Origin of the sequence: Pseudomonas lurida (genome assembly GCF_002563895.1) — a bacterium.
GTDB lineage: Bacteria > Pseudomonadota > Gammaproteobacteria > Pseudomonadales > Pseudomonadaceae > Aquipseudomonas > Aquipseudomonas lurida.
Map to the genome: position 1 here is coordinate 272,093 of NZ_PDJB01000001.1, position 21,119 is coordinate 293,211.

General features: G+C 62.4%; 19 protein-coding genes. 4 read left to right on the top strand and 15 right to left on the bottom strand.

The window, feature by feature from the left end; translation table 11 throughout:
* Nucleotides 1-38 precede the first annotated feature (38 nt).
* The 11 genes from ATH90_RS01260 to ATH90_RS01310 all read right to left on the bottom strand — a co-directional run bounded on the left by ATH90_RS01260 (nt 39) and on the right by ATH90_RS01310 (nt 11,291).
* Entirely contained in the window at nt 39-683 is a 645-nt protein-coding gene (locus ATH90_RS01260) for a methionine ABC transporter permease (protein ID WP_034108595.1), read from the bottom strand.
* On the bottom strand, nt 673-1,788 hold the full coding sequence (locus ATH90_RS01265; RefSeq protein WP_034108597.1) for a methionine ABC transporter ATP-binding protein: 1,116 nt from the start codon (nt 1,786-1,788) through the stop codon (nt 673-675). The genes ATH90_RS01260 and ATH90_RS01265 overlap by 11 nt, the downstream gene beginning before the upstream one ends.
* Nucleotides 1,785-2,600, bottom strand: coding sequence for a MetQ/NlpA family ABC transporter substrate-binding protein (locus tag ATH90_RS01270; protein WP_098465565.1), 816 nt, complete (start codon nt 2,598-2,600; stop codon nt 1,785-1,787). The genes ATH90_RS01265 and ATH90_RS01270 overlap by 4 nt, the downstream gene beginning before the upstream one ends.
* 56 nt (nt 2,601-2,656) lie before the next feature.
* On the bottom strand, nt 2,657-4,009 hold the full coding sequence (locus ATH90_RS01275; RefSeq protein WP_034108602.1) for an LLM class flavin-dependent oxidoreductase: 1,353 nt from the start codon (nt 4,007-4,009) through the stop codon (nt 2,657-2,659).
* The gene (locus ATH90_RS01280; protein WP_098465566.1) at nt 4,009-5,202 is read right to left on the bottom strand and encodes an SfnB family sulfur acquisition oxidoreductase; all 1,194 of its coding nucleotides are present in this window, start codon (nt 5,200-5,202) and stop codon (nt 4,009-4,011) included. Before ATH90_RS01280 ends, ATH90_RS01275 begins: the two co-directional genes overlap by 1 nt.
* A gap of 40 nt (nt 5,203-5,242) precedes the next feature.
* Complete coding sequence (locus tag ATH90_RS01285) at nt 5,243-6,484, bottom strand: SfnB family sulfur acquisition oxidoreductase (protein WP_034108604.1); 1,242 nt, start codon at nt 6,482-6,484, stop codon at nt 5,243-5,245.
* 225 nt (nt 6,485-6,709) lie between these two features.
* Nucleotides 6,710-7,435, bottom strand: coding sequence for a hypothetical protein (locus tag ATH90_RS01290; RefSeq protein ID WP_098465567.1), 726 nt, complete (start codon nt 7,433-7,435; stop codon nt 6,710-6,712).
* 369 nt (nt 7,436-7,804) lie between these two features.
* Nucleotides 7,805-8,551 (bottom strand): L-cystine ABC transporter ATP-binding protein TcyN, encoded by a 747-nt coding sequence (gene tcyN, locus ATH90_RS01295; RefSeq protein ID WP_034108606.1) that lies wholly within the window; start codon nt 8,549-8,551, stop codon nt 7,805-7,807.
* Nucleotides 8,552-8,554: 3 nt separating this feature from the next.
* Nucleotides 8,555-9,220, bottom strand: a complete 666-nt coding sequence (gene tcyL, locus ATH90_RS01300; protein WP_010214112.1) for a cystine ABC transporter permease — start codon at nt 9,218-9,220, stop codon at nt 8,555-8,557.
* Entirely contained in the window at nt 9,220-10,014 is a 795-nt protein-coding gene (gene tcyJ / locus ATH90_RS01305; RefSeq protein WP_034108607.1) for a cystine ABC transporter substrate-binding protein, read from the bottom strand. The genes tcyL and tcyJ overlap by 1 nt, the downstream gene beginning before the upstream one ends.
* Nucleotides 10,015-10,295: 281 nt before the next feature.
* Nucleotides 10,296-11,291 carry a D-cysteine desulfhydrase gene (locus ATH90_RS01310; RefSeq protein ID WP_034108609.1) on the bottom strand — a complete coding sequence of 332 codons (996 nt, stop codon included), beginning with the start codon at nt 11,289-11,291 and terminating at the stop codon, nt 10,296-10,298.
* Between the two features lie 165 nt (nt 11,292-11,456).
* Here ATH90_RS01310 and epsC point away from each other — a divergent pair, with 165 nt between their 5' ends.
* From epsC to mgrA, 4 genes are all read left to right on the top strand, one after another.
* Complete coding sequence (gene epsC / locus ATH90_RS01315; RefSeq protein ID WP_034108611.1) at nt 11,457-12,383, top strand: serine O-acetyltransferase EpsC; 927 nt, start codon at nt 11,457-11,459, stop codon at nt 12,381-12,383.
* Nucleotides 12,384-12,783: 400 nt separating this feature from the next.
* On the top strand, nt 12,784-14,745 hold the full coding sequence (betT, locus tag ATH90_RS01320) for a choline transporter BetT (RefSeq protein WP_174555869.1): 1,962 nt from the start codon (nt 12,784-12,786) through the stop codon (nt 14,743-14,745).
* A 306-nt stretch (nt 14,746-15,051) separates the two neighbouring features.
* Nucleotides 15,052-16,380, top strand: a complete 1,329-nt coding sequence (locus ATH90_RS01325; protein WP_081327062.1) for an OprD family outer membrane porin — start codon at nt 15,052-15,054, stop codon at nt 16,378-16,380.
* A 108-nt stretch (nt 16,381-16,488) separates the two neighbouring features.
* On the top strand, nt 16,489-17,526 hold the full coding sequence (mgrA, locus tag ATH90_RS01330) for an L-glyceraldehyde 3-phosphate reductase (RefSeq protein ID WP_098465568.1): 1,038 nt from the start codon (nt 16,489-16,491) through the stop codon (nt 17,524-17,526).
* A 67-nt stretch (nt 17,527-17,593) separates the two neighbouring features.
* Here mgrA and tauD read toward each other — a convergent pair whose 3' ends face one another.
* The 4 genes from tauD to tauA are packed head-to-tail and all read right to left on the bottom strand — an operon-like array spanning nt 17,594 to nt 21,049.
* Nucleotides 17,594-18,430 carry a taurine dioxygenase gene (gene tauD, locus ATH90_RS01335; RefSeq protein ID WP_034108618.1) on the bottom strand — a complete coding sequence of 279 codons (837 nt, stop codon included), beginning with the start codon at nt 18,428-18,430 and terminating at the stop codon, nt 17,594-17,596.
* A gap of 11 nt (nt 18,431-18,441) precedes the next feature.
* Entirely contained in the window at nt 18,442-19,278 is an 837-nt protein-coding gene (tauC, locus tag ATH90_RS01340; RefSeq protein WP_098465569.1) for a taurine ABC transporter permease TauC, read from the bottom strand.
* Nucleotides 19,275-20,054, bottom strand: coding sequence for a taurine ABC transporter ATP-binding subunit (tauB, locus tag ATH90_RS01345; RefSeq protein WP_069021152.1), 780 nt, complete (start codon nt 20,052-20,054; stop codon nt 19,275-19,277). Before tauB ends, tauC begins: the two co-directional genes overlap by 4 nt.
* A 17-nt stretch (nt 20,055-20,071) precedes the next feature.
* On the bottom strand, nt 20,072-21,049 hold the full coding sequence (tauA, locus tag ATH90_RS01350) for a taurine ABC transporter substrate-binding protein (RefSeq protein WP_034108624.1): 978 nt from the start codon (nt 21,047-21,049) through the stop codon (nt 20,072-20,074).
* Between the last annotated feature and the right edge of the window lie 70 nt (nt 21,050-21,119).

Genomic DNA, 21,119 nt, shown 5'->3' on the forward strand with positions numbered 1-21,119 from the left:
CGGGTAGTACCGGGCGTCTTCGATGGCCCGACTATACCTCACCTCTTGTTCAGCACCCGGGCCAGGCGATCACCACCGAGTTGAATCACCGCCACCAGGATCACCAGCAGCACAATCACGGTCAGCATGATCTGCGTATCAAAACGCTGGTAGCCGTAGCGGTAGGCAATATCCCCCAGCCCGCCCGCACCGATCGCGCCCGCCATGGCCGACGAGTTGATCATGGTCACCAGGGTGATGGTGAACCCGCCGACAATCCCCGGCAGCGCTTCCGGCAACAGCACGTGCCAAATGATGTGCCAGCGGCGGCAGCCCATGGCCTGCGCGGCTTCGATAAGGCCGTGGTCGACCTCGCGCAGGCTCACCTCGGCAATGCGTGCAAAAAACGGTGTGGCGGCGATGGTCAGCGGTACGACGGCAGCCCATACGCCGTAGGTGGTGCCGACGATCAGCCGGGTGAACGGGATCAACGCCACCATCAGGATCAGGAACGGAATCGAACGGAACAGGTTGACGAACGCCCCCAGTACGCGGTTCCACGCCGGCGCCTGGTAGATGCCGCCTTTGTCGCTGGTGACCAGGAACACTGCCAGCGGAATCCCCACCAGCAGCGCGATCAGCGACGACACGCCGACCATCAGCAAGGTGTCGATGGCGCCCTGCACTAAACGATCAAACCACATGGCCCAGCACCTCCACCTGTTGTGCCCAATGGCCGGCGCGCTTGCGCAGTTCTTCGGCGCCGTGGGGTGAGCCGTTCACCGCCAGCAGCAGTTGCCCGAGGGCATGCCCCTGGATGCGCTCCACGCCGCCTTGCAGCAAGCGCACGCGCCCGCCGAGGGCGCTGAACAGCGCGGCCAGGTCCGGCTCGTCGGTGTCGCTGCCGGTGAACTGCAAGCGCAGCACAATCGCCGCGTCCGCAGATCCAGGTGTGGGTTGCAAACGGCTTTGCAACTCTTCCGGCAACCCATGCTGCAGCGGTGCCAGCAGGGTCTTGCTGACCTCATGTTGCGGGTTGCCGAACACTTGCCATACCGGGCCTTGCTCGACGATACGGCCATGCTCCAGCACCACCACGCGGTCGCAGATCTCGCGGATCACCGCCATCTCGTGGGTGATCAATACGATGGTCAGGCCCAGGCGCTGGTTGATCTCGCGCAGCAAGCCGAGAATCGATTGGGTGGTCTCCGGATCGAGCGCCGACGTGGCCTCGTCGCACAGCAGGATCTGCGGGTCATGCACCAACGATCGGGCGATGCCCACGCGCTGTTTCTGCCCGCCGGACAGCTGCGCCGGGTAAGCCGTGTGTTTGTCCTGCAGGCCCACCAGTTCCAGCAGCTCGCGCACCTTTTGCTCACGCTCGGGCTTGGGTACGCCAGCGACTTTCAGCGGCAACTCGACGTTCTGCCACACGGTCTTGGCCGACATCAGGTTGAAGTGCTGGAAGATCATGCCGATGCGCCGACGCAGCGCCACCAGGCGGTCTTCATCGAAGTCGCCAATGTCGACCTGATCGATCAGCACGCGTCCGCTGCTCGGTTGCTCGAGGCGGTTGATGGTGCGGATCAGCGACGACTTGCCGGCGCCGCTGCGGCCAATGATGCCGAACACTTCACCGCGCTGGATCGCCAGGTCGATGCCTTGCAAGGCATGCACGCTGCCGTCGTAGGTCTTGCCCAGGTTGATAAAGCGTACATGGGCACGGTTCAGGTCAGGGTGCAGTTCTGTCTGCTCGGCGTCCCTGGGCGGCAAGCCCAGGTCGCGCAGTTGAGAGTGGGCGGCGGTCATTTTTTATCTTCCCAGCCGACCTGGTAGAGCTTGCCGAGGGACTTGTCCAGTGCAGCACGAACGACCGGCGAGTGCCGGTAGATGTCGACAAACTTGATCACCCGCGGGTCGGTTTTGCTCTTGGGCTGGATCACGAACTGGATCACGTACTCCGGATGGTCGAGGCCGTCGAATAGCAGCGCCGACTCGGCATCGAAGGTCTTGGACAGGCGGATATACGCCGGGTAGCCCTGTACCAGGTCGGCATCGTCATAGGCGCGCACCAGTTGCACGGCCTCGACTTGCAGGATCTTGATGTTCTTGGGGTTGGTGACGATGTCTTCTTCGGTGGCCTTGTAGCCCACGCCTGGCTTGAGGGTGATCAAGCCCGCCTTGGCCAGCAACTGCAGGCCGCGACCGCTGTTGATCGGGTCGTTGGCAATCGCCACGCTGGCGCCTTCGGGCAGGTCACTGATGCTCTTGTACTTCTTCGAATACAGGCCAACGTTGTTGATGATGCCCGGCGCATACGGCACCAGGTCAAAGCCGGCGGCGGCCTTGGCGTTTTCCAGGAACGGGATGTGCTGGAAGTAGTTCACGTCGATATCGCCAGCCGCCAGGCTGACGTTGGGCGCGATCCAGTCGGTGAACTCCACCAGCTCGACCTTCAGGCCTTGCTTGCCGGCCTCAGCAACAGCGGCTTCGAGGGGAATGGCGAAGGCGGCGGTGGTGCCGATCTTCAACGGTGCATCGGCGGCGAACACCGCCGAGCTGAACAGTCCGAAAGCCAGGGCCAGTGCTTTGACTGGGTGGGCGAGCAGGTTTTTTTTCATGGTCAATTTCCAGTCATGGGGTGTTGGTGCAAACAATCGAGTTCCAGCGTTCTGCTTCAGTGGCGGTAGGTGGACCCGGTGTGTTGTTCGGGCAGGCGAGCGCGGCCGTGGAAAACTTTTTCCCGCAGTGTTCCCTGTTCATATTCAGTCTTGTACGAGCCACGCTTTTGCAGCTCCGGCACCACCAGGTCGATAAAGTCCACGTAGCTTTCCGGCGTGACGATGCGCGTGAGGTTGAAGCCGTCCAGGCCGGTTTCGCTGATCCAGGATTCAAGTTCGTCAGCGACTTGTTCGGGCGAGCCGACCAGGGTGATATAGCGTCCGCCGAGGGCGTGCTGTTCCAGCAACTTGCGCCGGGTCCAGTCGTTGTTCTGCAGGTTCTTGGTGGCTGACTGGATCGCGTTGCTCTTCACGTACTGGATCGGCTCGTCCAGTGCGTACTGGGCAAAGTCGATGGCGGTGGAGGCCGAGAAATGCGCCACGCCGGCTTCCGGGCTGGCGTAGCTCAGGTACTCGGCATGCTTGGCCCAGGCGAGTTCTTCAGTGGCGCCCACGATCACGTTGAGGCCCATGAACACTTTGATGTCATCCGGATTGCGCCCGGCCTCGACCGCGCTGGCGCGCACTTTATCTACCTGGGCCTTGGTCGCGGCCTTGTTCTGGCCGCTGATGAAGACGCACTCGGCATGGCGCCCGGCGAACAGCAGGCCGCGGTCCGAACTGCCGGCCTGGAACAGCACCGGCGTGCGTTGCGGCGAGGGTTCGCACAGGTGATACCCCTCCACCTGGTAGAACTCGCCGTGGTGCTCGACCTTGTGCACCTTGCCCGGCTGCGCATACACCCGCGCCTGCGGATCATTGAGCACTGCATCGTCTTCCCAGCTGCCTTCCCAGAGTTTGTAGAGCACCTCCAGGTACTCATCGGCCTGGTCGTAACGGCGGTCATGCTCGACCTGCTCGGTGAGGCCCATGGCCTTGGCGGCGCTGTCGAGGTAGCCGGTGACAATGTTCCAACCCACTCGGCCGCGGCTCAGGTGGTCCAGAGTGGACATGCGCCGGGCGAACAGATACGGCGGTTCGTAGGTGAGGTTGGCGGTGAGGCCAAAGCCGAGATGGCGGGTGACCGCAGCCATGGCCGAGACCAGCAGCAAGGGGTCATTGACCGGCAGCTGGATCGACTCCTTGAGCGGCACGTCGATCGAGTCCTGGTACACATCGTAGACGCCGACGATATCGGCAATGAACAAGCCGTCGAACAGCCCGCGTTCCAGGGTTCTGGCCAGGTCGGTCCAGTACTCGAGGGTCTTGTACTGGGTGGACGTGTCCCGTGGATGGGTCCACAGGCCATGGTTGATGTGCCCGATGCAGTTCATGTTGAAGGCATTGAGCAGGATTTTTTTCTTCGCCATCAGATGGTCCCCCGCAGTGGCGGGTTTTCATCGTTGAGGTAGTAATTGCCCACCGCGTGATACTTCCAGCGCACCGGGTCGTGCAGGGTGTGCACGCGGGCGTTGCGCCAGTGGCGGTCGAGACCGTGCTCGGCCAGGGTTGCCTGGCTGCCGGCGAGTTCGAACAGGGTACTGCCGGCGGCCAGCGAGATTTCGGTGCTCAAGGCGCGCACTTCGGCGACGGCGATCGAGGCGGCCGCAACGGTCTCGGCATTGCTGTCGGCCTGGGCGCGGTCGAGGAATTCGCCCGAGCGTTCCAGCAACGCCTCGGCGGCGTGCAGGCGGATGCTCAGGTGGCCGAAGCTTTTCAGGGTCAGTGGGTCTTCGCTGGCTTTGTCGCTGCTGGCGTCGATCCACGGACGGGTCTTGGTGCGCACAAAGTGCAGCGCGTCTTCAAAGGCGGCGCGGGCAATACCGGTGTCGATGGCGGCGTGCAGAATCTGCGCCAGGGGCCCGACCGTGGTCGGGCGCTCGAAGGCGCTCTGGAACGGGATCACATCCTGGGCGGCGACCCACACGTTGTCGAACACCACCGACCCGCTGCCGGTGGTGCGCTGGCCGAAGCCGCTCCAGTCGTCGATCACGCTCAAGCCTTCGCTGTGGCGCGGGACAAAAGCAAGTTGCTGCACCCCGTGTTCATCCACCACTGAGGTGGGGATACGCTGGGCGTAGATCGCCCCTGTGGAATAGAACTTGCGCCCGCTGATACGCAGACCGTCACCGTCGCGGGTGAGTGTGGTGACGCGATCATGGGCCGTTTTGGTGCCCAACTCTGCCAGGGCGTTGCCGAAGCGTTGACCTGCCAATACCTCGGCATACAGGCGGCGTTGCTGCGCCGGGCTGCCATTCACGCGCAGCACTTCCAGGGCATAGAAATGATTTTGCGGGATCTGGCCCAGGGAAGCGTCCGCCTGCGCGATCAAGGCGATGACCTTGGCCAGGGTGACATTGGAAACGCCCGCACCACCGTACTCCTTGGGCACGCTGATACCCCACAGGCCGGAGCGCGAAAACGCGTCCAGTTCGGGCAAGGGCAGGCGGCGCTCGCGGTCGCGCTGTGCGCTGTCGCGGCGAAAGTCTTCGGCCAGGTCGCTGGCGACAATAAGGGCTTGTTCGTCGCTGGTGATAACCGCGACGTGAGTAGAGACAGTCATGTTGTTCTCCAGAAGCTCGTGGAAAAAGTGTTCTGGTCGGTTAAATCCAGGAGTGACGAGCGGGCAATGTGCCGTTCAATCGATAGGCGCCGATGGCGTGATACTTCCAGCGCACGGGGTCATGCAGGGTGTGCACGCGCGCGTTGCGCCAGTGGCGGTCGAGGTTGAATTCGGCGAGGGTGGCGCGGCTGCCGGCCAGTTCGAAGAGCTTTTCGCTGACCAGCAGCGACACTTCGGTGGTCAGCACCTTGGCCTCGGCCACCGCGATGGATGCCCGCGCAGCAGACTGCGCAGTGATCGGCGCGGCGCTGACGTGGTCCAGCACCTGGCCGGCCTTGCGCAGCAGGGCTTCGGCGGCGTGCAGTTCGATCTTCAGCCTGCCGATGTCGGCGATCACGTACAGGTCATCGCTGGCGCGTTCGACCTTGGCGTCGATCCATGGGCGCGAGCGCTCACGCACGAATGCAAGGGTGTCATCCAGTGCTCCACGGGCGATGCCGGCGTCGATGGCCGCCTGGATCAACTGCGAGACAGCGCCCTGGACCGTCGGTGTTTCGCCGATACGCCAGTTTTCGATCACCAGTTCGGCGTCCACCGGCACCTGGTCCAGCAGCACGGTGCCGCTGGCAGTGGTGCGCTGGCCGAAGCCGGACCAGTCATCGACGATGCGCAGCCCTTGGGTGCCACGGCGTACGAACGCCATGACCTGCTTGCCGTCATCGTTCAGCGCTTTCACCGCGACCCAGTGTGCAAACAACGCGCCGGTGGAATAGAACTTCTGGCCGCTGATCACATAGCCGTCACCTTCGGCGGTGATGCGTGCCTTGAGCTCCAGGGTGTTTTTGGTGCCGCGTTCCGGGCCGCCATTGCCGATGCGCCAGCCGTCGAGGACGCTCTGGAACAGCTGCTTTTTCTGGCGCTCGGTGGCGGCGCCCTGCAACAGCTGCAGGATACCGAAATGATTCTGCGGGATCTGCCCGAGGGCCGGGTCTGCCGCGCTGATGATCGCGAATACCTCGGCCAGGGTCACGAAGGACACCTGCGGGCCGCCGTACTCACGGGGAATGGAAATACTGCCCAGCCCACTGCGGGTGAACTGCTCGATCTGTGCCCACGGCAGCTTGCGCTGCTGGTCGCGCCTGGCGGCTTGCAGGCGCGCAGCCTGGGCCAGCTCATGGGCAGCCTTCAGCGCCTCTGCATCGTTGCGCAGCACGGCGGCCGGCAACAGCAGGGGGGCTACATCCAGATCACTCTGGGGGGGTGTTAGAGCCAAGTTAGACATCAGCGCCGCTCCTTGGCTGCACGTAATGCCCTGGCGTTACGCACCGGGGTAATCCTGACCATACCGACCTCGCATTCAATGAAATAAAAACAGAAAAATCAGCGATGTCCGGTGGTCCGGTGCATATACCCTAAGCTTGTTAAATATTTAAATAAACTAACTTTTGGGAATATGCATAGAAGGTCTGTCACCCAGGTCGCCGGGTGAGCCCGGTGCGCGCGGCTGCTAGATCCGCGCGGCCCCGGCCGCTCGGGCTGGTGCCTCGGCGGCAATGCGCAAGGTACGGGCTGGCGCCCAGCGTGAATTGTTGCCGACACGATCCAGAATGCAGTACGTCACCTCCAGCCGGCAGTCGTCGCCGGCCTCGGTGATGAGCGCCGACGGCACCCACACCTGCACTGCAAGGCCCACGTCCCGGGCCTGGAGCTTCGGCAGGTCCAGGCGCGCATCGCCCCAGCGCACGGTGATGGCGTCGCCGCAGGTCATATTCAGGTACGGTTCGATGGTCAGGGGGATACCGCGCCGCACCTGGCTGGCGTTGACGCCGTAGCGGCGGATGGTGTCGGGCAAGCCTACGGGGGCAAGGTTCTGGTTCTCATCGCGGTACAGGGACGAGGGCTGGCCGCCTGGAGGGTGGGTCTTCACGCGCAGGTGCGCCATGGCCGAGCGTGTAGGCGCACGCCCGATTTGCATGACCCGGTAGTGCACCCGGGCCGGGCCCTCCAGCACGAAACTCTCCGGGATGCGCAGGCGTGTAACCGTGCCGATCTTGCAGGCGGTGACGCGGCGCGAGGCGGCGAAGCAGTTGTTCCAGAACAGCTCGACCAGGTCGCCTTCATCCATGCCGGGATACGGCGCAATGTCGACCTGCAGGTGTGTGGCGGCGAGGGCATTGATGCCATTGCCGATGGCCTGGGGCAGTGTCGGTGCGGTGAGCAGGGGGTGCGTCATAAGTATCTCCTTGATGCAGCCAGCAGCAATCGCTCCGGACCGTTGGCGCAGGTGTGCGCGGCGGGCCGAACGGGACGATTCAGTGAGTAGCCGGGATAGGATCCAATCCTTTGGACGTTAGATAAGAGGGTTGGCCGAGGGGCGTCAATGGCGGCAAAGGGCTAAACGGCGGTGTTGGAGAGATTCAGAATGGTCTGACTGGGAAGGGGCTTTTCAGAAGGGGGGACCAGGGTGTTTTACGGTGCGTAATGAGCATGCATTGTAGGAACGCCCTCGTGGGAGCGCTGGCTTGCCTGCGATAGCCTCGATGCGGTGAGACGGACACTCAGGGGTGCCTGCATCGCGGCCAAGCCAGCGCCCAAAAAAGCCTCAGTGAGCCAGGAATTTACTCAGGAACTGCTTGGTGCGCTCTTCCTTGGGGTTGGCGAACAGCGCCTTGGCTTCGCCTTGTTCCACGATCACACCCTTGTCGAAGAAGATCACCCGGTTGGCGACATCGCGGGCGAAGCTCATCTCGTGAGTGACAATGACCATGGTGCGGTTTTCTTCGGCGAGGCTGCGAATGGTCGCCAGCACTTCACCCACCAGTTCGGGGTCGAGGGCCGAGGTGGGTTCGTCGAACAGGATCACTTCCGGCTCCATGGCCAACGCCCTGGCAATCGCCACGCGCTGCTGTTGGCCACCGGACAGGCGCCGTGGGTAGGCGTCTTCCTTGCCCGCCAGGCCGACCCTGGCCAGCAGCTTGCGCCCCAGCGCCACGGCGGCTTCGCGCGGTATCTTCTTGACCACGATGGGGCCTTCGATGACGTTTTCCAACGCGGTGCGGTGGGGGAACAGGTTGAAGCTCTGGAACACAAAACCCACGTGCTGGCGCAGGCGCCGCACCAGGCTTTGTTGCTGGTTGATCGGCTTGCTGGTGTCGATCTCGATGTCACCCACCTTGATGCGGCCACTGGTGGGTTGTTCGAGGAAGTTCAGGCAGCGCAGGAAGGTGGTCTTGCCGGAACCACTGGGGCCGATGATGGCGATGACTTCGCCTTCCTTGACCTCAAGGTCGATGCCGTTGAGCACCACCTGGCCCTTGAATTGTTTGGTCAGTTTTTCAACCACGATCATGCTTCAGGACTCCAGGTCATGCCGGTTGACCCGGTCTTCCAGACGATTCTGCAAATGCGCCAGGATGCTCGCCAGGATCCAGTAGATCAGGGCTGCGGACAGATACATGGTGAAGATTTCGAAGGTCCGTGCAGACACCAGTTGTGCCTGGCGGAACAGCTCGGGCACCTGGATGGTGGCGGCCAGCGCCGTGTCCTTGACCAGCGAAATAAAGCTGTTGCCCAGCGGTGGCAGGGCCGTGCGCATCGCCTGCGGCAGGATGGCCCGGCGCAGGGTTTGCGCGCGGGTCATGCCGATACTGGCGGCGGCTTCCCACTGGCCACGCTCGATGGAGCCGATGGCGGCGCGCAGGATTTCACAGGCGTAGGCGGCCATGTTCAGCGAAAAGCCGATCATGGCCGCCGGGATCGGATCCAGCTCGATGCCCACTTGCGGCAAGCCGTAGTAGATCAGAAACAGCTGTACCAGCAAGGGCGTGCCGCGAAAGAACGACACGTAGACTCGGGCGAGCCAGCTCACCAGCTTGAAGCGCGACAGGCGCATCAAGGCCAGGCCGAAGCCCAGCAGCAAACCGAAAAACATCCCGCCGAGGCTGAGGATCACCGTGTAGTACGCGCCCTTGAGCAGAAAGGGCGCAGAGTCCAGCGCGAGTTGGAAACCTGCTTCCATTATTGAGTGACGTCAGCGTTGAAGTACTTCTCGGACAGCTTCTTCAAGGTGCCATCGGCGCGCAGCTTGTCGAGGGCCTTGTTCACGGCGGCCAGCAGTTCAGGCTCGCCCTTGCGCAGGGCAATACCGGCTTCCTGGCGGGAGAAGGCCGCACCTGCAGCAGCGGTGTCCTTGGCTTTCTTGGCGTATTCCAGCGCGGCCAGGCGGTCGATCAGGATGGCGTCGACACGGCCGATGCGCAGGTCCTGGAACTTGGTAGGGTCATCGTTGTAGGTTTTGACGATGGCCTTTGGTTGGTTTTCCTTGAGCCATTGTTCGTAGTTGGTGCCCAGGCCCACGCCGACTTTCTTGCCCGCCAGGTCGTCGGCGGTCTTGATGGTGTCGACGTTTTTCGCCAGGGTCAGCGCCTGGATACCAGAGATGGTGTAAGGCGTGGAGAAGTCATACTTTTGCTTGCGTGCGTCGGAGATGGTCACTTGGTTGACCACGGCGTCCAGACGCTTGGATTCCAGGGCCGCGAGGATGCCGTCCCATGGTGTGGCCTGCAGCTTGACCTTCACGCCCAGCTCCTTGGCCAGCGCTTCGGACAGCTCCACTTCGAAACCGGTGAGCTTGCCGCTCTCATCGACAAAGCTGAACGGTGGGTAGGTGCCTTCCAGGCCGATCTTGATCTCGCCCGCTTTCTTGATGTTATCCAGCTGTTCGCCAGCCACTGCCTGGCCCAGCAGGCCAGCCCCGAGCGCCAGGCCCAAAGTGCCAACCAACAACGTGCGACGGAATACGGAAATAGTCATGAAGAGCCCCTGTGTTTTTTATGTTGAGCGAAGCAGGTGACGCAGTAGTCGTATCCTGCCTTAAAGCGCGTAGCGCGTCTTCGCCTACGGCGCGACTATAGAGTGTGTTTTTAAGACTTGAAAATAATATAAATCTAAATTGATATTCTATTGTGGAATATGCGGCGAATTCAATGTGAGAGCTGGCTTGCCTGCGATAGCGGTGGAACCGTCAGCACATCGGTAGCTGACAGACCGCCATCGCAGGCAAGCCAGCTCCCACACTTTTAATCCGCGTTTATTCAGTTAAAAACCGAATGGTAAGCAAACAACGCCGGTGCCCCGCCGGTGTGCAGGAAAATGATCGGGCCGTCCTCAAAGCGCTGGCGTCCGATGCCGTCCAGCAAGCCAGCCATGGCCTTGCCCGTGTAGACCGGGTCCAGCAGCAGGCCTTCCTGGCTCGCCAGTAACTTGACCGCAGACAGCGTGCCGGCGTTCGGTTCGCCATAGCGCGGGCCGAAGTATTCATCCCACAGGATCACCTTGAAGGCCTCGGGAATGTCCACACCTAAGAGCTCGGCGGTGCGCTCGGCCAGGCCCTGCACTTTCGGGCGCTGGGCTTCGTCGGTGCGGGACACGGTGACGCCAATCACCGGCAGGTTTGGCAGCGCTTCGCTCAACGCCAGCGCGAGGCCACTGTGGGTCCCCGCGCTGCCGGACGCGAGGACCACGGCGGCGAATTCGATCCCGCTGTCTTCGATCTGTCCGGCCAGCTCCAGCCCGGCGCGCACATACCCCAGGGCCCCGAGGGCATTGGAGCCACCAATAGGCACCAGGTAAGGCTGCTTGCCGTTGCTGCGCAGGCGGTCGGCGAGGGCGTTGAGCTGGTCGTCGACGTTGTCGAGGTTCTCCACCAATTCCACCTTGGCGTCGAACAGCTCCAGCAGCAGGCGGTTGCCGTTCCCGAGGTAGTTGGGGTCGTCGGTGCCGGTGGGGTTTTCCAGAAGGGCGACGCAGCCCAGGCCGAGCTTCGCGGCCAGCGCAGCGGTCTGGCGCACGTGGTTGGACTGGATGGCACCGGCGGTCACCAACGTATCGGCGCCTTGCGCGAGGGCATCGGCGGCGAGGTATTCGAGTTTGCGCAGCTTGTTGCCGCCCATGGCCAGTGGAGTGGTGTCGTCGCGCTTGACGTAGATATCCCTGCCCAACCAAGCCGACAGCCGCTCGAGTTTTTCCAGGGCAGTGGCACCGCCCAGCAGTTCCAGGCGGTTAAAACGGTCGAGCTGTTGTTTGATCATGGCTGCGCACGGTTGAGGAGTGTGGGGCGACTATAGGCAGGCACTTTTCATCGGGCAACCGTCAATCGCTTATTCCGCAGAGTTCTTAGTAGTGCACCATTGGTTCTTAAGGGCGGCCAGGGTGCATACCGTAAAGTGAGCGCCATTACGTCAGGAGTGAATACTGTGAGTGAGCGTTCCAGTCATTGGCAATTACAGACCATCGTCAGCCAACTGCGCGGTGCGCGGGACCAGTGGCGAGCGCGCAATGGCCGCTTGAGTGGCGAACATGGCGGCCGTGAGTTGCCGTCCCGCGAGGCGGTGGCGCAGATTCTTGAAGCGCTGTGCGGTGCGCTGTTCCCTATGCGCCTGGGACCGGTGGACCTGCGTGAAGAAAGCGAAGATTTTTACGTCGGCCACACCCTGGATGTGGCGCTCAATGCGCTGCTCGCCCAAGCCCGCCTGGAACTGCGCTACGCCGCGCGCCAAGGTGGCCAGGATGACAGCGCGGTCGACGCTCATGCCATCCGCCTGATCCAGGATTTCGCCCTGGCCCTGCCTTCCCTGCGCAGCCTGCTGGACACCGACGTGCTGGCTGCTTACCACGGTGACCCGGCGGCGCGCAGCGTGGATGAAGTGCTGCTGTGCTATCCCGGCATCCTGGCGGTGATCCACCACCGCCTGGCGCATCATCTGTACCGCGCCGGTTTGCCGCTGTTGGCGCGGATCAGCGCGGAGATCGCCCACTCGGCGACGGGCATCGATATTCACCCCGGCGCGCAGATCGGCCCAAGTTTCTTTATCGACCACGGGACCGGCGTGGTGATTGGCGAAACCGCGATCATTGGCGAGCGCGTGCGCATCTACCAGGCCGTGACCCTGGGCGCCAAGCGCTTCCCGGCAGATGAGGACGGGCAGTTGCAGAAGGGCCACCCGCGCCACCCGATTGTCGAAGACGACGTGGTGATCTACGCGGGCGCGACCATCCTGGGGCGCATCACCATCGGCAAGGGCTCGACCATTGGCGGCAACGTGTGGCTGACCCGCAGCGTGCCGGCGGGGGCGAACATCACCCAGGCGAACCTGCAGCATGATGACGGGGCGCAGAAGTAATCCCTGGCTAACACCCATCACCTGCGGGAGCTGGCTTGCCTGCGATAGCTGTCTGTCAGCAACCGATGTGTTGACGGATACTGCGCGATCGCAGGCAAGCCAGCTCCGCCATTTTTTGTCCGTATTTCAACGCCAAGTGGCTGAACGATTTGTCTCTCGCGCCCGTCATACCAGTCCTTGAGCTAGTGTAGGAATTACCTACCACTCAGCCGTGCGATTAGTCCCAGACCGCCTTCGTATGTTTAACTTGAATGTTCGTTCAAGTTAAACCGGTGGTTCGCTGCCCGCTCACAACAGGAGGCTTACCTTTGCTGAGTCCGTTATTTACAGCCACATCCGACACCTTCGGGGTGCATCGTCCATGAGTGCATCGTCCACCCCCTCCAGCGGACTGGTGCGCATGAATGCGCCCGTCTTCTATTTTGCCGCGTCCTTTATCCTGCTGTTCGGGATCACTGTCATCGCTATCCCGCAACAGGCCGGTGCCTGGCTGCTGGCAGCGCAAAACTGGGCGGCCAATACGGTCGGCTGGTACTACATGCTGGCGATGACCCTGTATCTGGTCTTCGTGGTGGTCACCGCGCTATCGGGCTACGGCAAGATAAAACTCGGTGCCGACCACGACGAGCCCGAATTCAGTTACCTGTCCTGGGCCGGCATGCTGTTCGCCGCCGGGATCAGCATCACGCTGTTTTTCTTCTGCGTTTCCGAGCCGCTGACGCACCTGGTGCAACCGCCCCAGGGCGCGCCGATGAACGCCGATGCCGCGCGCCAGGCCATGCAGATTCTGTTTCTGCACTGGGGCCTGCACGGTTGGGGCGTGTTCGCCTTCGTCGGCATGGCCCTGGCGTACTTCGCCTACCGGCATAACCTGCCGCTGGCGTTGCGCTCGGCGCTGTACCCGCTGATCGGCAAGCGCATCAATGGCCCCATCGGCTACGCGGTGGATGGCTTTGGCATCATCGCCACGGTGTTCGGCCTCGGCGCCGATATGGGTTTTGGTGTGTTGCACCTCAACTCCGGGCTCGATTACCTGTTTGGTATTGCCCACACCCAGTGGATTCAGGTCGGCCTGATCACCTTGATGATGGGCGCGGCGATCCTGGTCGCCGTCTCCGGCGTCGACAAGGGCGTGCGGGTGATGTCCGACATCAACATGCTGCTGGCCTGTGCGCTGCTGCTGTTCGTGCTGTTCGCCGGGCCCACCCAGCACTTGCTCAACACGCTGATCCAGAACATCGGTGATTACCTGGGCGCCTTGCCGACCAAGAGTTTCGACGTGTACGCCTACGACAAACCCAGCGACTGGCTGGGCGGCTGGACGGTGTTCTACTGGGCCTGGTGGATCGCGTGGTCGCCGTTCGTGGGCCTGTTCATCGCGCGTATTTCCCGTGGCCGCACCATTCGCGAATTCGTGTTCGGCGTGCTGCTGATCCCGCTGGGTTTCACCCTGGCGTGGATGTCGATCTTCGGCAACAGCGCTATCGACCAGGTGCTCAACCACGGGCTGACAGCGTTAGGCCAGTCGGCTATCGATGACCCGTCGATGAGCCTCTACCTGCTGCTGGAAACCTACCCGTGGAGCAAGACCGTCATCGCGGTCACGGTGTTTATCAGCTTCGTGTTCTTCGTCACTTCCGCCGACTCCGGCACCGTGGTGCTGTCGACCCTGTCGTCCAAGGGCGGCAACGCCGATGAAGACGGGCCGAAGTGGCTGCGGGTGTTCTGGGGCGCGATGACCGCGTTGGTCACCAGCGCCCTGTTGTTCGCCGGCAGTATCGACTCGCTCAAGTCAGCGGTGGTGCTCACCTCGTTGCCGTTCTCGATGATCCTGTTGCTGATGATGTGGGGGCTGCACAAGGCGTTCTACCTCGAGTCGCAAAAGCAGATCGCCCAACTGCACTCGTTGGCGCCGGTGTCGGGCTCACGCAAGGGCACGGGCGGTTGGCGCCAGCGCTTGAGCCAGGCCGTGCATTTCCCGTCACGGGACGAGGTGTACCGGTTCCTTGAGACCACGGTGCGCCCTGCGATTGAAGAGGTGACGGCGGTGTTTGTCGAAAAAGGCCTCAGCGTGGTTACCCAGCCCGACCCGTCCAATGACAGCGTCAGCCTGGAAATCGGCCACGGCGAAGAGCATCCGTTCGTTTATCAGGTGCAGATGCGCGGCTATTTCACGCCGTCCTTTGCACGCGGTGGCATGGGGTCCAAGCAGCTCAACAACCGTCGCTACTACCGTGCGGAAGTGCATCTGAGCGAGGGTAGCCAGGACTACGATCTGGTCGGCTACACCAAGGAGCAGATCATCAACGACATCCTCGACCAGTACGAGCGGCACCTGCAGTTCCTGCACTTGGTGCGCTGAGGCTCGGGTATGACCTGCGGGGCGCCAATTGTCCCTGCAGGTCAGACCCTCCCGCCAGGCGCGTTACCGGGCCATCGAGCTGTCCATCAGCGAGGCAGGCCGGTTTGTCGACGGGCTCGCCAAAAACTTCGAAAATGCCCGCTAAGCCGCGTAGTAGAAGGGTTTCTTAAATTTAATTTCATCCGTCCACGTCGCTGTTTGACGCGCAACTGTCATCTGGCCACTGCGTAATTGTGTGAAGCGTTTGACGCTTTCATTTCAGAACAGTGACGGAGACAGGTGCCCATGAAGACGTTATTAAGCCCCATGGTGGGTGTTGCCGTGGCGAGCTTTATGCTGTCCGCCCATGCCGATTTTGCCGATGACAGCCACGCCGATGTGACCCTGCTCAATCGCTATCTCAACCAGCAGGGGCGTGATGTGGTGAACAGCAACGCCAAGGCCCACAGCATTCGTGATTGGGGCCAGGGTTTCGAGTTCAACTTCAAGTCCGGCTACACCGAGGGGCCCGTGGGCTTGGGCCTGGACCTGCAGGCGTTCTATGGGTTGAAGCTGGACTCGGGTGGCGACCTCAACGACAAGGATCATCAAGGCCGTTACCCCGGCAGCATGTTCCCGCTGGACAACGGCAAGTCCGCCGACCAGTTCGGCGTGTTGAGCCCGACGTTCAAGATGCGGTTTGCCAAGGATGAGTTGCGCGTTGGTACGCTCTACGGCAACAACCCGGTGTTAGCCAATACCGACGGGCGCCTGTACCAGCAGACCAACACGGGTGTGCAGCTGGTGTCCAAGGACCTCAGTGACTTCACCTTCACCGGCGGCGACATCTTCAAGACCAAGATCCGCAATGAAACCGGCGACCAAGGCATGATCACCGCCGGCGGCACCCAGCAGAGCGACCGTTTCCTGTTCGGCGGTGCGGACTACACCGGCATCCAGAACACCACGGTCAGCCTGTGGTATTCCAACCTTGAGGATTACTACCAGCAGTTCTTCCTCGGCGCCAAGCGGCATGACGCCTTGTCCGTGGGCGCCATCGACACCGATGTGCGCGTTTTCCGCAGCCTGGGTGTGGGCGGCAACGCCGACGGTGACAACGATTTCGCCGCGGCTGGCCTTTACGGGGACGGCGCGGGCAAGGGCCGCATCAACCAGACCACCGCCAGCGTGCTTGAGAGCTACAGCCTGGACGGCCACACCGTTGGCTTGGGTATCCAGAAAAACAGCGGTGACAGCGACTTCCCGTATCTGGATTCCGGCCTGAACAGCGGCGACAACCGCCAGGGACCAGGCTCAGGTGCCGATACGCCGGCGCTGACCAACATGCAGTTGAACAAATTCCAGCACGCCGGCGAGCGCACCTGGCTGGCGCAGTACAAATATGACTTGGGCAAGCTCGGCCTGACCGGCCTGACATTCTCCGCCGCCTACGCCCATGGCGATGACATTCGCACGGCGCAGGGCACTACCAGCGAATGGGAACGTAACGTCGCCGTCGCCTATCAAGTGCCCACCGGCACCCTCAAAGGCCTCGGCGTGACCTGGAAAAACGCCCACGCCAGCCCGGACATTACCGGCGCCACCGTGCAAGATGAAAACCGCTTTTATGTCAGCTATGTCGTTCCACTCTGGTAGGAAATTGCTGTAAAACGGACAGGCAGACTTAAGCGATTCAGCTGGTTAAAAGGCCTGGGAATATCGTTATTCCCAGGCCTTATTTGCCTACGTCCAAGAGAGGATTCGATGACTTACATTGCTGCCGAAAACCGCTATGAATCTATTCCGTATCGCCGCGTCGGTCGCAGTGGATTGGTGCTGCCTGCACTGTCCCTGGGCCTGTGGCACAACTTTGGCGACAGCACCCCGATCGACACCCAGCGCGCCCTCCTGCGCACCGCGTTCGACTTGGGGATCAACCACTTCGACCTGGCCAACAACTACGGCCCGCCGTACGGCAGTGCCGAGATCAACTTCGGCCGTCTGCTGCGCGAAGACTTCAAGCACTACCGCGACGAATTGATCATCTCCAGCAAGGCGGGCTGGGACATGTGGCCCGGCCCTTACGGCCAGGGCGGCGGTTCGCGCAAATACGTACTGGCCAGCCTCGACCAGAGCCTGCAGCGCCTGGGTGTCGACTACGTGGATATCTTCTACTCCCACCGCTTCGACGCCGATACCCCACTGGAAGAAACCGCCAGCGCCCTGGCCACTGCGGTGCAACAAGGCAAGGCGTTGTACATCGGTATCTCGTCCTACTCAGGCGTAAAAACCCGCGACATCGCCGCCCTGCTCAACGAGTGGAAAGTGCCGCTACTGATCCACCAGCCGGCCTATAACCTGCTCAACCGCTGGGTGGAAAAAGACCTGTTGGACACCACCGAAGAACTCGGTGCCGGGGTGATTGCCTTCACACCGCTAGCCCAAGGGCTGCTGACCGACAAATACCTCAACGGTGTGCCGGCCGATGCACGCGTGAATCGGCCGGGTGGCGGTTCGTTGCAGGCCAAGCACCTGTCCGAGGCCAACATTGCCCACGTGCGTGCGCTGAATGAAATCGCCCAGCGTCGTGGCCAGAGCCTGGCGCAACTGGCATTGGCCTGGACGCTGCGTGACCCTCGGGTGACCAGTGCGCTGATCGGTGCCAGCCGACCGGAGCAGATCATCGAGAACGTAGGGGCGTTGAAGAACTTGAGCTTCAGTGCCGAAGAACTGGCGGAGATTGATCGCTTTGCGCAGGAAGGCGGCATCAACCTGTGGGAAAAGCCTTCGACCGCTGAATAACCCGACACCACTCGATCAACCTGGGGGAGCGGGCTTGCCCGCTCCCCCATTTGAACTTCACGAGGGTTTAGAACGGCACGTCGCCCAAGATCGTCGCTCGATGCATCACCCGTCGCTGCGGCCGGTAGTCATCCACCGCGTAATGCTGGGTCACGCGGTTGTCCCAGAACGCCACGTCATTTTCCTGCCAGCGCCAGCGGATGGTGAATTCCGGACGTGTCGCGTGGGCAAACAAGAGCTTCAAGATTGCTTCACTCTCCGCCGGCTCAAGCTCATTGATCCGGGTGGTAAACCCATCACTCACAAACAGCGACTTGCGCCCACTCACCGGATGCGTACGCACCACCGGGTGCGACAACGGTGGGTTCTTCTTGCGGGTTTCTTCCCAGCGCGCCAGGTCTTCGGCGGTGTTGCCAAAGCGCTCCAGCGGAAAGGACTTGGTGAAGTCATGGGTAGCCGTCAGCCCGTCGAGCAAGCGCTTCAACGGCTCGGACAGTGCCTCATACGCTGCAATACCACTGGCCCACAACGTGTCGCCGCCAAACGCCGGCAGCAGCTTGGCGCTGAGCACCGCGCCGAGCGCCGGGGTGGGCAGGAAGGTCACGTCGGTGTGCCACACCGCGTTGTCGCGCACGTCGGTGACGGCGGTGTCGAGGATCAGCACTTCGGGCTGTTCCGGCACGTTGGGGTAGATCGGGTGGATGTGCAGGTCACCGAAGTTCGCCGCAAACCGCGCCTGTTGTTGCGGGTTGATTTCTTGGCCACGGAAGAACAACACCGAGTGGGCGAGCAACGCGTGTTCGATGGCGTCGCGGTGTTCGGGGTTCAGCGGCTGGGTGATGTCGACGCCACTGATCTGGGCGCCCAGTGCGCTGCTTAATGGGGTAACGGTCAGGCTGCTCATGCTGTTCTCACTCAATGTGCCTGGCCATGCCAAGGCACTAATTTACGCTGCAGGGCACGCAAGCCCATTTCCATGGCGAAGGCGATCAGGGCGATGACCAGGATCCCCAGCACGACCACATCGGTGACCAGGAACTGCGCCGCCGATTGCACCATGAAGCCCAGGCCGCTGGTGGCCGCAATCAATTCTGCTGCGACCAGTGTCGACCAGCCCACACCCAGCCCGATGCGCACGCCGGTGAGGATGTCGGGCAGGGCGCTCGGCAGGATTACATGGCGAATCAGTTGGGCGCGGGTGGCGCCCAGCGACTGCGCGGCGCGCAGTTTGGCCGGGTCGACCGTGCGCACGCCCGTGGCGGTGGCGATGGCAATCGGCGCAAAGATCGCCAGGTAAATCAGCAGCACCTTGGACAGCTCGCCAATGCCGCACCAGATCACGATCAACGGCAGGTAGGCCAACGGCGGAATCGGCCGGTAGAACTCGATCAGTGGGTCGAGTACTCCCCGTGCGATACGATTGGCACCGATGGCAATGCCCACCGGCACGGCGGTCAGCACGGCAAAGCCCAGGCCCAGGCCGATACGGCTGAGGCTCGCGCCAAGATGCTGCCAGAGGGTGGAGTCCATGTAGCCCGTGGTCGCCAGCAGCCAGCCTTTTTGCAGCACGGCAGACGGCGGCGGCAGGAACAGCGGCTCTATGAGGCCGGTGGCGGTGACGGCCCACCAGATGACCAGCAAGGCGACCAGGGTCAGCAGGCTGATCCAGCGCGTGCTCAGGCTGCGACGTACCGGGATAACCGTGTGCGTCACCGTTTGGGTGGCGGTAGCGGGGAGTTCGTAGCTGCTCATGCGGACACCTGCCGTTGGGAGAACACCTTGCCCAGCACGTGTTCGCGGGTTTCGATAAAACGCGGGTCGGACTTGATCGCCCGCGCCGACTCACCGGCGGCGTAGCGTTGGCCGAAATCCAGGCTCAGGCGCTCGACGATCTGGCCGGGGTTGGGCGCCAGCAGGATCAGGTCGGTGGCGAGAAATACCGCCTCTTCGATGTCGTGGGTAATCAGGAACACCGGCTTGGCCGTGCGCCGCCAGACTTGCAGCAGCAGTTCCTGCATCTGTTCGCGGGTGAAGGCATCGAGCGCGCCGAAGGGTTCGTCCATCAGCAACACGCGTGGGTCGGCCGCCAGTGCGCGGGCCAGGCCGACACGTTGCTTCTGGCCGCCGGAAAGCTGCCAGATGCGGCGGCTGTCGAAACCGGCCAGGTCGACCAGCGCGAGCATTTCCTGGGCGCGGATTTCGCGTTGCGCCTTGGGCACGCCGGCCAGCTCCAGGCCGAAACCGACGTTGGCCAGCACATCTTGCCAGGGCAGCAGGGCGTCGTCCTGGAACACCACACCGCGTTCGGCGCTGGGGCCTTTGACCGGCACGCCATCGAGGGTGATGCGCCCGGCAGACGGTTCGACAAAGCCGGCGATCAGGTTCAACAGCGAAGTCTTGCCACTGCCGGACGGGCCGAGGGCCACCAGCAATTGCTGGGGCCCCAGGTCGAGTGAAATGTCTGACAGTACCGGTTCTGTGGCGCCTGGGTACTGTGCGCTGATGCGCTCCAGCTGTAGCAAGGCCATCGCAATGAACTCCCGAATCAGTGGGTGATGAATTTGGCGCTGACGTAAGGGGCGTAGTCCGGCAGCACCGCTTCGACCTTGCCTTGTTCCTTCAGGAACGCAGCGGTATCGGTCACGGCCTTGGTGGTGGGTGCGCCCAGCAGGGTCACCTGGTCGGCCGCCAGCGGGTAGACGTTGCCTTGCAGCAGCAAGGGGATATCACTGGCCTTGGCGCCGGACAGTTTCACCAGTTTGTCGACGTTGCCTGTGTCGGCGAGCCAGGCTTGTGGGTCTTTGCGGTATGCGGCGTAGGCATCCAGGGTGACTTTGGCGAACGCGGTGACGATTTCCGGGTGCTTCTCGGCGAAGTCCTTGCGCACGATCCAGGCATCAAAGGTCGGCGCACCGAACTTGGCCAGTTCACCAGAGGTGATCAGCACCTTGCCGTTCTCTTTGGCGACGCCCAGGGCTGGGTCCCACACGTAGGTCGCGTCGATATCGCCGCGTTTCCAGGCGGCGATGATTGCCGGTGGCGCGAGGTTGAGGATGGTCACTTTGGACGGGTCGATGTTCCAGTGCTTCAGCGCGGCCAGCAGGCTGTAGTGCCCGGTGGACACGAAGGGTACGGCGATCTTTTTGCCGATCAGGTCCTGAGGGCCGTTGATCCCGGAGCCGTCGCGTGCCACCAGCGCTTCGGCGCCGCCGATCTGGGTGGCGACGAGGAAGGTTTCCACCGGCACTTTACGGGTGATCGCCGCGGTCAGCGGGCTGGAACCGAGGTAGCCGATCTGCACGTCGCCGGAAGCGATGGCGGCGATGATGTCGGCGCCATTGTCGAATTTGCGCCAGTCGATCTTGGCGTGGGTGGCTTTCTCGTAGGCACCGTCGGCCTGGGCGACTTTGGCCGGGTCCACGGTGGTCTGGTAAGCGATGGTCACATCCGCCGCCTGGGCAAACAGGCTGGCACCGGCCAGGGACAATGCGGCCAGGAGGCGCAGAGGGGTTAGCAGTTTCAAGGGGGAAGCTCCTCAATCAGGCGGCCGAGGGTCGGCGTGTGAGGAGACTAAATGATCTAAGAATTCGAAA